This window comes from Methanosarcina horonobensis HB-1 = JCM 15518 (genome assembly GCF_000970285.1).
GTDB classification, from domain to species: Archaea; Halobacteriota; Methanosarcinia; order Methanosarcinales; family Methanosarcinaceae; genus Methanosarcina; species Methanosarcina horonobensis.
Window position 1 is genome coordinate 3,259,209 of sequence record NZ_CP009516.1, and the last position, 13,589, is coordinate 3,272,797.

A 13,589-nucleotide genomic window follows, 5' to 3' on the forward strand; every position below is an offset into this window, starting at 1 on the left:
ATGAGCAGGTCGATAAGTGGGATTTGCTTACGGCTATTATACAGTTGTCGGAATGAACAAAAAGCGTATTCTCTCAGAAAATAAAAACCGGCGACGGTTTTTCCTGAAAAATGAAAAAAAGGAGATTCTTGAAATCTAAAATCTCAGCAGGTCTTTATTTAGCTATTTTTTGCTATTACTTTAAATCTCTTCAGTCTCCTCATACTCAGGGTATTCAACTTTCCCCATGAAAAGGATGCAGTTTGTCCTTCTGTCCTCTATGAAGAACATGAAAGGATGGTCGGCTTTGAACTCTTTTGGTTTGGGATCCCATGAGATGCTCATGCCCCTCTCCATCACAACCGCTGTTGCTGCGGCAGCTTCCGTACCCTCTTCCTTCACATCTATAAACGTTTGATGAATCACTCTGGAAATCGATAATGGATCGTCACTAATTCCTGAAAAATTTGCCGGACCGAAGGCATCCACAACGCCCATATCGATGAGAGAATTAGTAAGTTCGGTTTTAGTCTCAAACTTAAATTTAGGAATTGAAACCTTTACTTCTTCTACGGATTCCATGTCATTTTTAAGTTTAGTGTAATCGTTTAGTGTGAATCCTGTCTCAAACTTTTCAATATTGTTGTTTTTCGGAAGCACAATGTACATAGATAAGTCGTTGCCTTTATAAGGCAATTCTATAATCTTCGCCTTTGAGTTTTCGCCATAGTTAAATCTGTTACATATGTACATCGTGTCCAGAGAGATTTCTTCTCCTCCAGTCGGATAAAAGGGTTTTTTATCCGTCATTTCCTTATCAAATTCATACACCCATTTTCCGTTAAAGTAAATCGCATTTGTAATAATTACACGCGTGTCAGCTGTTATTGAATTTTTCGGGACGAGATCTTTGATTTTATCACTGGTTTTGTCTTCGACCCACTTATTAATAGTATTTCTGGAAGCGTCAGGTTTTCTTACAAAATCAAGATTTGTTACTTCTCCGTCATAGTATTTTTTCACGTTGTAGATGTATGCTTCCTTTACGGGATACCCTTCCTGAATCCATAATGCATTTGCAGTTTGAAGTTCATAATCACTATTTACGGAATTTATCGTGTTGTTCGTTCTCTCCATACGAACCTTCAAAATCGTTTTATTGGCAGGGAAATAGAATACATTTGATGTCTGCTCTTTTGTAGTGCCTTCAGCTCCCTCATAACAGATTGCCATGGCAGTATATATGCTGTGTGGAGAAAAAAAGACGTTTCTCTTATTTCCGCTTTCATTTCCGCTTTCCAGTTGTGCCAGTTGAGAATACATATCAAAAGCAAAAGCATTATTTGCAGCTGCAATGTCATAATCTTTAACTGAGTCAGCACTTATCGTATTTTCCGGAACGACAGTCGTATTTTCTTTAATCACAATCGTATCTTCGATGCAGCCTGTGCAGAGCAACGTCAGGGTAAATAAAAGAAAAACAATTTTCACTTTGACCATGCATTCTAATATTTTTAAACTGTTACTAAAGTTTATTTATATATTATTAAGAAAAATATCTTTTTCCGTAAATAAGACAAGATGTTGGATCCAAAAACAGAGGTAGACTTTTTTCGATTGTTTTGATCTCTTTCTGGCAACCGAGTTTTAAATAATCACTTCTTATAGATCATCTAAAGATCATAGGAGCATTCTAAAGCTTCCAACAAAGTATTTATCTGTTATTATATTTATTCCAGTAAAGGTATTGCACTTATTGATATTACTTTATTCTGGAACCAAACCAAAGAAAGGAACGTAATGTTTTGCAAACGAAGGATGAAATAATGCAACAGAAGGATGTAATAATCAGTCAACTGGCAAACAGTCAATTAACAATAAGGCAACTGGCACAAACAGTTACGGATTTTCTTGAGCCTGTAATTCCCTATCTGGTCATCGGGTCTAAAAAAGCGGACGAAGAAGCTATCAAAAAAGCAGGACCTGAGGTATGGGTGGTTAAGAAAAAGATGTGGGAAAAACTATGTTCGAGAGAATGTCTCGAATTAAAAGAAGCCGCAGGAGATATGATCATTGCACCCTCTGATCCGGAAGTAAAGCTGGCTCTGGTTCAGAAGATACTGAAATCATTTGAAAAATATCCTGCTCTGGAAAAAGAAATTTCATCATTTATTGAAAACGGACAAATAAAGAAGATAGCAGTCGAAGAGAGTTCAAACATGATCACTGCACAAAATTCAGATGATAAAATCAGAGTACTTGAAGAATTTAACGAACTGCTTGAAAAATTAATAGCAACAAATAGTGATGTCGGTTTTATCAGTGATATCAGGGATTTTAATAGTGTCAACTCTGACAATGCTGTCCGGAATTCAGAGCTTTCAGAATGCAGGCAAGGAAATGAAAAAATTCTAGAAAAAACCCTTGACTTTGCCTGCCAGATCCAGTACGGAGACCTGAGATCCCAGGCCCTTTCACTGATTGTTCCTTATCTGAAAGGTCCAAAAAAGGGAGAATACATAAAAAAGGTTCTTTACTCTACATCCAATATTCAGGACGAATCAGAGAGGGCAAGAATTCTTTCTCCGCTTGCTTCTTACCTGAAGGGAATGGGAAAAGAAGAGCTTATTGAAGATATTTTTGATTTCTCTCCTCATATTCAATATGACGATGCAAAGTTTCAGATATTTTCCTTACTTATTGAGCATCTTGAAGGCTTAAGGAATGAAATTCTTCTTGAAAAAGCCCTCGAAATGACAGCCGGAATTCAATCCGAGTTTCTGAGGATTCAGGTTTTTTCGATGCTTATCCCCTGCCTCAAAGGGCAAAGAAAAGAGGAAATCATAGAAGAAGCCCTTCAGTTAGCTTTCAGCCTTAAAGACAAAGACATGAGACCGCAGGCTCTTTCATTCATAATTCCATATCTGGGTGAGGCAAGAAAAAAAGAAACTCTGAAAAAAACCCGCGAGATTGCTTCCGCGATTAAATCTGAGTATCGGAGGTTACAGGCCCTTTCTTCACTTGTATCCTATACTGAAGAACAAGAAAATGGAGATATCATGTAAAAAAATCCTTGTCTCAGGCACTGTTGCAAATTAATCTTATCAGTTCTCAGCAGCAGGATCGAAAACACTGGGTTACTCGTTCGAATTTGGATGAAAAAAGAAATGGATATTTTTCAAAATTTCTTTAATTCTGAAAACCAGATTGAACTTCATACTTCAAACTAAACTTTGCACTTCACACTAAAACCTATTCTTAATGAAGATTAACTATTTATAAACTGATAATGATATTACTCGAATAGTATTTAATTGACATTTATTTAATTCTTATACTAATCTAAACTTCTTTATTAATTTATTTCATTATTTAATTGCTTTTGTAGTCCAGTCTAAATAAAATGGCTGAGTTTGTACGTGGGGGGTTGAAGAATGAAAATGAAATCGATATTTTCTCTGCTAGTAGTCTGCTTGGTTTTTTCTCCTGGATTAGCTCAGGCACAGAATGAAGAGAGCAGCTGTAAATCTATAACATTTGTTAACGTTACACCTGACGCGTTTGAGTGCATGAAGAACAGGCTTCAGAATTATGGCATCGATGTCCCGCCTGGAAATGAAGGAAAGCTTTCAGAAAGAGGGGTTACCGGGAGATTCGAGTGGGATGGTAGGTCTATTCTTACCACTACAATCGAGGAAAAACCTTTTTTCGTCAGCTGTGAGACCGCAGATGAGAGAATGATACTATTCGTAGACGAATGCAAAGGTGCGTGAGGGAAAAACTGGAGAGAGGTAGAAGTTTTTTCTGATTTCCCGAGAAATCAAATTGCGGGCGGCCACCCCACCCTAAAGGATGGGGTATGCTTCGGGCCGCCCGCCCGGTTGTTCTGGTAATTAGAAATCATCAAGTCTTCTTTGCTTGGATCTCATGAACCTATGCAATCGAGACTCTTCACTCGGTTTTCCTTGCGATTCTTTAATGTAATGCTTAATTGTATCAGCAGTTACGTTTCCAACGGATCGATAGAACTTTCCACTTGACCATAGATTTCCACCCCAATATCGTTTTTTAAGATCAGGATGAAGCTTGAATAAGCTGTAAGAACTACCTCCTTTCAAATACTGAATTACCTCTGACAGAGAATTACTTGGATGAAATTCAAGAAACAAATGAACATGATCATCTACTACTTCCATTGCATGTATTTTGTAGCTATTTTTAGCACAAATTATACTGAGAATCAACTCGCAATCCTTTTTAATTCTCTTATTGTAGAATATATTGTATCGATACTTAGGCACCAACACGATGTGGTAAGTAATCTGACCATAGCCATGGCTAAAACTGCGTAATTCCAACTTATATCACATCCTAGCCAAAGGTGGCTGGCACCACCTCTGGTTATGGTGCCAAAAAAACCTTATTTTACAAAAAAAGTGAGGATTTAGATAATTAAAGTGAAAAAACGAAGAGGCGAGGGTTCACTTCATCCCCGACCTGAAGGACGGGGTATTCGTGACCCTCTGCGCTCCCTTAGTAATGAAGAAAAAAGGGGAAATAGGGGCCAAAAAAGCATCAGATAGCATCAGGCTTATTTCAATTTGATAAAAATTACTGCTTTTCCCCTGTTCTTTCTTTGCCGGAAGCTCTCTGCCCCTTTCCTGCTGTGCCGGAACCCTTCCTTCTCGCATATGGGGCCTTTTTTGCTGCAAGCCTGTAAAGCTCTTCAGCCGGGTTTCCTGCTTCGGAAAGCTCGGGATAATCGTCCCTGAGTGCTTTCAAAGCCCGCCGGGATATGTAGTCCATTTGTCTCAGGGTCAGGTTTTCGACATCTTGCATGGCTTTTTTTTGATCAGGGAGCTGGTGGAAGATCCGTACCATAATATCTCCTGCTCTGTCCCGCACATGGCTGTCCCCGCTCCCTGAAAGTTTCAGCAGGCTTTCCCAGACCTGTTTTCTATCTTCCATGTAAGGGTATATCAAAATAAAGGCATTCGAGGCGAGTTCACGGACTTCCCCATGCTCGCTCCCTGCAAGAGCTATAAAATCAGCCCAGATCTTTTCTCTATCCGGCATGGAAGGGAAAAGCAGGATTAAAACTTCTACTGCACGTGTTCTGACATAACTGCTCTCGTCCTCAGCCAGCCGAAGGAGAAAGTCCCATGCTTTTCTTTTCTCCGGCATATAGCCGAATGCAGAAACGATAGACAAGGCTACGGCTTTCCAGACTTCCGGGTCTTCGGTCCTTAGAAGTTCAAGCAGGCGGTTCCAGACCTTTTCTTTTTCCGTACCCGAAAGTTCTATGAAAAATGTTCCAAGGGTGTTTATTGCTTTTCCCCTGAGAGTTTTATCTTCATCGGAACAAAGCCTGATAATGTCCTCCAGAGCTTGCTGCCTGTCTGGAAGGAACCCAAAACATGTTATGAGCTGCTGTAAAAAGTCTGTTCTTTCATCTAAACTCGGGCTAAATGTTCTTTCGTGTACGTTGGACTGATCGACCAAGAGTCCTCACCAGCAATAGCACAAATTTTATGAAACTAAACACTTTACAACGATTTTACTTTGGTTAAGTATCCTGCTTGTTGAGAAAAATGAGAAAAATATAATATTCAGGTACTCTATAAAAAGAAAAAAGTACTGTATAAGAAATTTTATTTTTCCGAAATCTTAAACTCGTATGTGAAATCTCCACCAGCTTCTCCATCTTTATCTCCATCAAAAGGAGCACCTTTAGCATCTTTGATAACCCCTGATCCCGTGTCAGTTCCTATCAAAGTAATAGAGATTTTAGTCTCTTCTTCTCCCACAGGATACTCTTCAGAAGGCCTGAACGTCAGCGTTCTGGTACTGGCATCAAGAGTACCTTCTACAGGATTTTTCGAAGCTGAACTCCTGACAATAACTGTATCCTTCGTGACAGTAGAACTGTCGATAGAAGAATCGAACTCAATCCAGATAGGGGACTTCGGGTCCTTGGAAAATATTTGTCGATCTGGATAAACAGACTTCACAGTAGCAGGGTATGGGCGTTTAAGTACCTTCTTTGGAACTACATGGAATTTTTTGTACGCTTTTTTCTCTTTAATATATTTATCATAAGCATATCTCGCCGTAACACCGGCAACAAAGCCTACCGCAGCTCCGGCGGCTGTCCCAACTGTTGTCCCTACTAACAGGCCACCAAGTAAATGATGTTTCTTTTTAAGCACATATTTCTTTGTCAATTCTTTACCCCCCATATTTTTACCATTTTTATTTACTCAACCTGAATTTTACTCCATCTAGTAAATCCTCTCCAAACATGTCTCCTGGCTGAAGTTTACAACTTAAATATCATGCTTCCTTCAGAGATGAATGAAAGAAATTACCAGTTAGTTTTGAGTTTGACTACGTGTTTCTTGGATATATATATTTGATCATATTATTAGCATATATAATATACGTTTGATAAATAATTGTAGTAGCCTGTTTACTTCTTTTGTTAGCTTTTTATCTTCATGAATGCAGGAATAAATTCAATGATTAAAGAAAAAAGAAAAACTTTGAGGTCTATGGAAAGCATTTTTTTTATTTAAGTAAGACACTTCGCTGAAAACTAGCGGGGTTTATCAGCGCAACTTTGATTTAAAGTACTGTTGCGGGTAATGCAAACAGTCTTTTCTTCTTACAATTCAGGTGCTGATGTTCTCATCGGTTACGCGCACGCTGAGGGACAGCCTTCTAGAAAAATAAGTAAGGTTCATACAATCCTTTAATATAATGAATAACTTGCGTGTAAGAACGCGTAAATCCAGTTGCATCAATTGCTAATAGAAACATCTTCTCCATGTAAGTAAAATAGCTTCAGGACTCTTGACAAGATTAGATTAAATGATAAAGAAGGAATTCTGCAAAAGAAGGAATTCTGGATATAAAATTTCGAAGAGTAGTGTACTGACGAATCTTATCAAGGTCAAGTTTTTCCTTTATTTTTATGAGATCAATAAGTTCTACAAAATCACGATAATCTGTACTTATATACTCCTTCGATAAAGCCAGAACAAGAAGTTAATGTTGAGTATAAACGTGTTTGAAATATTTACAGGAGTAAAAAAGGTTCAATCTGGGAAGTCGAACCTTTTTAAGACTGAGATTAACAAATTTAATATACTTATTTGATGACAATAGAGATTGCTTCTCTTTTCTGTGGGGGAAAAATAAGGAGCAATTTTGAAACCTGATTTTTATAGATTTTTGGGTAAAAATAAGCAGTTAGAGGATTTCTACAGAGCCTTTCAAACTATATCACATACAGGAAACCTGGACACAAGACCGGGGATTATATACTGGAATTTCTGGACGAACTACATGCAAGAGAAAGAAAGACGATTATCATTATTACCATGATCTTGACCTGGTAAAATACGCAACAAGGGTTGTATACATCAGGGACGGAGAGATAGAAAAAAAACCAAGGAAAGCAAGAAAAGTGAAGCGGAGGAACAAAAGTGAAGAAGTTCTCTTTACTTACAATCTTACTGGTATTTTCAGCATTTACATGCCTTGGAGCCGGAACAGCACTGAGTGCATCAAACGGAAATATAAACTCTGCATCTCTGGATGTAAATTTAACCAACCAGAACCCTAACACTGCCCGCCCTGGGGAACCTGTTGAACTCACTGTCAGCGTGCAGAATGTGGGAACAAAGGATCTGAAGGACATTACTGTCACCGTCAAACCGGAATATCCCTTCACTGGGATTTCCGGACAGTCCCTTGGAAAAAACATCTCTTATCTGAATGCACGGCAGGATACTAAAGAGGGAGGCGTCCTTAAATTCAAGCTAATGACAGATGCCAACGCATCTGCTGGTACTTATGATGTAGACATTGTCACTACCTATAAAAGTGGATCCGGATCTTCGTCAAACACATACACCACTACAAAAACCGTCACTATTGATGTAAGGGGCAAAGAGTACGCTCAGATTGTAACCATAGACAAGGCGAACATTGACATTGCAAAAGAAGAGACTCTTGAGTTCATCATAACAAACACCGGAACTTCCCCTCTGAAAAACATGGTAGTTTCCTGGAAAGACTCTAAAGGTGTGATCCTCCCTGTATACTCGGACAATACAAAGTATATCAAGTACCTGGATGCAGGTGAATCAGTAAACGTTGTTTACGCCGTAATGGCAGATGTAAACGCAGATCCGGGACTTTATACTCTGGACATAAACCTCGTTCTTGAGGACTATGAATCAAACGAGCAAACCATCAATACTACAGCAGGAGTTTTCGTAGGTGGAGAAACCGACTTCGATGTTTCGTTCTCAGAAAGCGATGAAGGAGAGATCTCGCTCTCAGTTGCAAATGTAGGTAATAACATTGCATATTCGGTGAAAGTATCTGTCCCGAAACAGGAAAACTACAAAGTATCGGGAAGTTCCTCAACCATTGTTGGAAACCTTGAGAAAGGTGACTATACAATCGCTTCATTTGACGTAACCAGCACACAGGGCGCCTTAGGGACTGAAGGTAGTGAGGAAGAGTCCGGTACCGCAAGAGCAGGTGCTGAAGGAGGAAATTTAACTGCTGCTTCCGTTGAAGGCAATCCGCTGAAAGTCCGGATTGAATACACGGATGCAAAAGGAGAAAGAATAACTGTGGATAAGGAAGTAGAGCTCGAGATTACCGGCGGAGCTATGCCTGCACAGGGACAAAGACCAGGCAACAGCGGTGGAATCAGTTCATCCCTGCTCTATATTGCGGTAATAGTTCTTGCAGGCGGAGCATTTGTGTACCGGAAGAAAATACAGGAAAGGGTACAGGCAAAAAGGCTGAAAAAATCCGGTAACAAAAAACCTGAAGGTAGCAAAAAGCCTGAAGAACAGAAACACGTCCATGAAGCATCAAAAGACTGAAAAATCAACACCTTTAGATAACGGGGGGTTCAAGATAAGAAATTCAATCTACCTGAAAATGGCCCTGAACATGCTTGTGCACAGCAAGCTCCGAAGCTGGCTGACCATTATCGGGATAGTTATAGGAGTCGGATCTGTAATCGGCATTGTCTCTTTAGGGGATGCCATGCAGGCAGACATTCAGACCAGGCTTGCCGAAATGGACCTGACAAAAATACTCATAAGTCCGGGATATACAAGGGCGGAATCTAACATGCGTGGCCCTCCAGGAATGGGCTGGGAGACATCAATGGATGCTGAATTGACAGATGATGATATTGATGCACTCCAGGGTCTGGAAAGTATAGAGCATATTACCGGTCAAATTTCCGGCAGCGAAGAGGTAAAATATGCAGGAGAAACTGCAACCCTCTCAATCATAGGTGTGGACCCCCAGGTCTGGAAGTACATGACAACACTTAAGCCTCAGTCCGGAAGATTGCTCGAACCGGCTGATAGGTATGTAGCAGTTATAGGAAGCGATATTGCCAGTGGAGTTTACGACCGGGACATTGGAGTTAACCAGATAATAACAATAGATAATAAATCAGTGAGAGTTGTCGGAATTCTGGAAGAAAAGGGAGAAGGAGATGACTTAAGTATCTACATGCCAATCGATGGGGCAGTGGAGCTTATTGAGGATGCAGAAGAAGGTGTTTATGACTATATCGTTGTAAAAGCCAAAAGTGAAGACATGGTGGACGAACTTATGGAAGATATAGAGGACAAGCTCATGATCTCAAGACACGTTATTAAGGAAGAGGACAGGGACTTTTCCGTAACAGCTGCAAAGTCTATGGCTGAGTCTGTTACCGAAATGACAAGTTCGATGACACTCTTCCTCGGAGCCATTGCAGCCGTCTCCCTTCTTGTAGGAGCTGTGGGTATCGCCAACACCATGTTTACCTCTGTACTGGAAAAGACAAAAGAAATAGGGACTATGAAAGCCATCGGGGCGAAAAACAGGGATATACTCATGATTTTCCTCTTTAACTCCGCAATGGTAGGGCTTGTTGGCGGCATTCTTGGAGTTATACTGGGATGGATTGTTTCAGCTGGCCTCCAAACGATGATGGGAGGTGAGATGATGTCAGGAGGTGGAGTAAGCCCTTACCTGATGATTGAAGGACTTGTATTGGCAGTTCTTATAGGCGTGATCTCAGGAGTGGTGCCTGCATACAGAGCCTCGAAATTGAAGCCTGTAGATGCATTGAGATATGAATAAAAGGAAAAAAAGGGATTACCCTTTCTTAATTTTTAATATTTGAACGTTTTTTGAGACCTGATCTGTTTCCGAACTTTTGACAATCCAGTCAATGTATTTTTCCTGACAATCTAAGTTATCTACTCTTTTAAACACTGAATTGTGAGTACACTGACTTCAACTCTCCAATGCTTAACCAGTTCTCATATTTTGGCGTGTATACAAACTCAAACTTACCCCTAATGCTTTCATTTTGTTATCTATTGTTTCCTTTTACAGGGTTTGATTTGGTTTTTAATGAAAATGTATTGTTTTATGAGAAATCTCTCAGTATAACCAAATTTATATCAATGTTATATTACAACAGATATAACAAATAGATCAAGTTATAAATCATTATTACCCTGCTCTCTTACGAAGAATAATAGATGTCGCCACAAAACAGGCAATGAGAAAGAGAAAAAAGCAGGGAATAAGAAGCTTGAAGCCCACAAAAACTGAAAATCAAACCGATAGAAAACGGAAGGATGCAAGATGAGAAATTCAACCTACCTGAAAATGGGCCTGAATATGCTTGTGCATAGCAAACTCCGAAGCTGGCTGACCATTATCGGGATAGTTATAGGGATCGGGTCTGTTGTTGGTATCCTCTCTCTCGGGGAAGCTATGGAAGAGCAGGTGCAGAGCAGGCTTGCCGAAATGGATCTTACAAAAATAACCATTTCCCCCGGATATATTAAAGCATCTTCAAACATGCACGGACCTAGAGGTGGATGGTCCAGGGAAGGTGGTACGACAACGGATGTCGAATTAACCGATGATGACATTAAGGCACTTCAAGGCCTGGATGGTGTACAATATATAGCCGGTCAGATTTCCGGCAGTGAACCCGTGGTTTATGCCGCACAAAATGCAACTCTGTCAATCACAGGTGTGGACCCTCAGGTCTGGAAGTATATGACTACTCTGAAAACGCAATCCGGAAGGCTACTTGAACCCTCGGATAAGTATGTCGCAGTTATAGGAAGCGGAGTTGCCAGTGGAATTTATGACCAGGATATCGGAGTCAATCAGGTAATAACGATCAATGGTAAAGCAGTGCGCGTTGTCGGAATTCTTACAGAAGAGGGGCAGGGCGACAGAAGCATTTACATGCCAATCGATGTAGCGGTAAACCTGATTGACGATGCAGAAGACGGTGTTTATAATTCAATCACGGTAAAAGCCAAGAGTGAAGACCTTGTGGACGGACTTATGGAAGATATCGAAAAGAAGCTCATGATTTCGAGGCACATTATCAGGGATGACGACAGGGACTTCTCTGTTAGCGCCTCAAAGTCTATGGCTGAGTCTGTTACCGAAATGACAAGTTCGATGACACTCTTCCTCGGAGCCATTGCAGCCGTCTCCCTTCTTGTAGGAGCTGTGGGTATCGCCAACACCATGTTTACCTCTGTACTGGAAAAGACAAAAGAAATAGGGACTATGAAAGCCATCGGGGCGAAAAATAGGGATATACTCATGATTTTCCTCTTTAACTCCGCAATGGTAGGGCTTGTTGGAGGCATCCTTGGAGTTGCTCTGGGGACCTTTGTTTCATCCGGGCTTCAGGCGATGATGGGACAAATGACATCAGGAGGTGGAGTGAGTCTTCACCTGATGGTTGAAGGCCTGGTTCTCGCAATAGTAATAGGTGTGATCTCAGGAGTTGTTCCTGCGTACAGAGCCTCGAAATTAAGGCCAGTAGACGCACTGAGATATGAATAAACGGAGAAAAGAAAGGGATCAACTCTTTCTTGATTTTCTTGCTTGACCGGAAGAAGAAAAAGCAGGGAAAAGTAAGGCAGATTTATGGTCTTTTATTTGTCAGCTCTTTTTGAAAAAGAACCTGTATGCAAGATTTGTAAGAGACATATTTTTACTTATTGAACAGGAACTTGCAGAACAAAACCTTCAATTTACACAATTTTCCTTCCAAACATCACTGCAAAATGATAGTATTTATATATGCAACTGACATCACAAAACCCTGCTTCTTTAAGCCATTCCAGCTGTTGATCCAGTTTCGAATCCTTATCAAGTTTGGTCCGTTCATAACCAGCCAGTATTTCTTCCTCGGTAAGGCCGCTGTTTTCGACGTAGTGTCTCCATGTTGTCTTATTTAGATTATCTATGAATGGAGTTTCTCCATGTACCTGATCCGCGTTGATGAAAATCCCATTCTCTTTAAGAATGGAATAACTTTTTTTATAGAGCTTATTTTTCTCTTCATCTTCCAGATGGTGGATAGACAGGGCTGACACTATCATATCGTATTTTTCCGTGAAATCATATTTTGAATAATCTGCTATAATATATTTTACGTTTGAATTACCTCTGAATCTGTCTTTTGCCACATCCAACATTTTTTCCGAGATATCAATAAGAGTAAGTGATGCCCCAGGATATCTTTTCATCAGAAATGCCGATAGAAGCCCTGTTCCGGCACCCATATCCAGTATTCTTGGGCTTTCCGTACCTACTGATGCCACGGATACCGCTGTTCCATAGAAATCATCAAAGCAGGGTATAAACTTCTTTCTCTGTTCATCATACTTTTTTGAAACAGCATCAAACTTTCTTTGAACTTCGCTCATGTCTTTCTCCGGTTTTTACACTATGGGCTGGCATTTCTTTTCTTTTGCACTGCATATACTTTGTACTGCATACCATTAATTCGTTTTGACCTGTCAACCGTATCAAGTGTTTGTTTAATGTTTTGAAACTGATCCTGGTGTATTCTGTACAGAGCTCAAAAATAATTTATATTTTGCGGCATTATTAGAACCATGTATGAAAAAGATAAAGCAGCAGCCAGTGCAGACAAGAGCCGAGAATTTGGCGTACTGGGAGATGTCCTGAGGGAACTGCAAAGGGAAGAACTGGAGGAGTTTGAGACATGCCAGAAGGAAACTCAAGAAACATGCACGGCACAGAATACAATAAAGATGATGATAGAGATCAATAAAACGCTAAAAGAAATAGCAGAGACTCAGAAGAAAATATTAGAAGAGATTAAAAAAATCAGGACCGAATAAGTTCCAGTTCATGTTTTATTTTTTCGCATTAACAGATGTTTTCAATTTTCAATTTTCAATTTTTACTGCTGTAGGTTTAGTGGTTTAGAGTAAAAAAGGTCTTAGAATCAGTTCAGGAAGAATTTCAAAAAATTTCCTGAGAAATAATATTTTAAGAAATCTCCTGAAAAATAATTTATGGGTGTGGGGGATATTAAAGAGGTTTTGTCCAATTTAGAGAGATCTGTACATACGACAGTTCCCCACAACCCATTCAATATAATACTAAAGTTGTATTTATACTTCACTTCTGAGAATGAAAAGAAGATTTGTCCGTCACCCCAAAACAAGAATTAAGTATAAACATAATTCCTCCAGCTGGATTTTTAAAATTAAGACAAAAAG

General features: G+C 39.8%; 11 protein-coding genes. 6 read left to right on the top strand and 5 right to left on the bottom strand.

Translation table 11 applies throughout. The features are described from left to right. Positions 1-180: 180 nt before the first annotated feature. Complete coding sequence (locus MSHOH_RS14310; protein WP_048140596.1) at positions 181-1,479, bottom strand: serpin family protein; 1,299 nt, start codon at positions 1,477-1,479, stop codon at positions 181-183. A gap of 326 nt (positions 1,480-1,805) precedes the next feature. On the opposite strand from MSHOH_RS14310, the gene MSHOH_RS14315 reads away from it, so the two are divergent. Both MSHOH_RS14315 and MSHOH_RS22915 read left to right on the top strand, forming a co-directional pair. Continuing rightward, the gene (locus MSHOH_RS14315; RefSeq protein ID WP_048140597.1) at positions 1,806-3,044 is read left to right on the top strand and encodes a hypothetical protein; all 1,239 of its coding nucleotides are present in this window, start codon (positions 1,806-1,808) and stop codon (positions 3,042-3,044) included. Between the two features lie 369 nt (positions 3,045-3,413). Next, positions 3,414-3,752, top strand: coding sequence for a hypothetical protein (locus tag MSHOH_RS22915; protein WP_048140599.1), 339 nt, complete (start codon positions 3,414-3,416; stop codon positions 3,750-3,752). A 120-nt stretch (positions 3,753-3,872) separates the two neighbouring features. On the opposite strand, the gene tnpA is transcribed toward MSHOH_RS22915, so the two are convergent. The 3 genes from tnpA to MSHOH_RS14335 form a co-directional block, all read right to left on the bottom strand. After that, on the bottom strand, positions 3,873-4,337 hold the full coding sequence (gene tnpA, locus MSHOH_RS14325; RefSeq protein ID WP_048140603.1) for an IS200/IS605 family transposase: 465 nt from the start codon (positions 4,335-4,337) through the stop codon (positions 3,873-3,875). Positions 4,338-4,590: 253 nt separating this feature from the next. Beyond that, a complete protein-coding gene (locus tag MSHOH_RS14330) occupies positions 4,591-5,481 on the bottom strand; it encodes a HEAT repeat domain-containing protein (RefSeq protein ID WP_048140605.1) in 891 nt (296 codons plus the stop codon). Between the two features lie 149 nt (positions 5,482-5,630). After that, positions 5,631-6,203, bottom strand: a complete 573-nt coding sequence (locus MSHOH_RS14335; protein ID WP_239450987.1) for an Ig-like domain-containing protein — start codon at positions 6,201-6,203, stop codon at positions 5,631-5,633. A gap of 1,263 nt (positions 6,204-7,466) precedes the next feature. On the opposite strand from MSHOH_RS14335, the gene MSHOH_RS14340 reads away from it, so the two are divergent. The 3 genes from MSHOH_RS14340 to MSHOH_RS14350 all read left to right on the top strand — a co-directional run bounded on the left by MSHOH_RS14340 (position 7,467) and on the right by MSHOH_RS14350 (position 11,895). Next, entirely contained in the window at positions 7,467-8,885 is a 1,419-nt protein-coding gene (locus MSHOH_RS14340) for a COG1361 S-layer family protein (RefSeq protein WP_048140607.1), read from the top strand. 34 nt (positions 8,886-8,919) lie between these two features. Then, positions 8,920-10,149, top strand: coding sequence for an ABC transporter permease (locus tag MSHOH_RS14345; protein ID WP_048143509.1), 1,230 nt, complete (start codon positions 8,920-8,922; stop codon positions 10,147-10,149). Positions 10,150-10,662: 513 nt separating this feature from the next. Beyond that, positions 10,663-11,895 (top strand): ABC transporter permease, encoded by a 1,233-nt coding sequence (locus tag MSHOH_RS14350; RefSeq protein WP_048140612.1) that lies wholly within the window; start codon positions 10,663-10,665, stop codon positions 11,893-11,895. 191 nt (positions 11,896-12,086) lie between these two features. Here the strand turns inward: MSHOH_RS14350 and MSHOH_RS14355 are convergent, their stop codons facing one another. Beyond that, on the bottom strand, positions 12,087-12,764 hold the full coding sequence (locus tag MSHOH_RS14355; RefSeq protein ID WP_048140614.1) for a class I SAM-dependent methyltransferase: 678 nt from the start codon (positions 12,762-12,764) through the stop codon (positions 12,087-12,089). Positions 12,765-12,956: 192 nt separating this feature from the next. Here MSHOH_RS14355 and MSHOH_RS14360 point away from each other — a divergent pair, with 192 nt between their 5' ends. Then, entirely contained in the window at positions 12,957-13,205 is a 249-nt protein-coding gene (locus MSHOH_RS14360; protein WP_048140616.1) for a hypothetical protein, read from the top strand. Positions 13,206-13,589 lie beyond the last annotated feature (384 nt).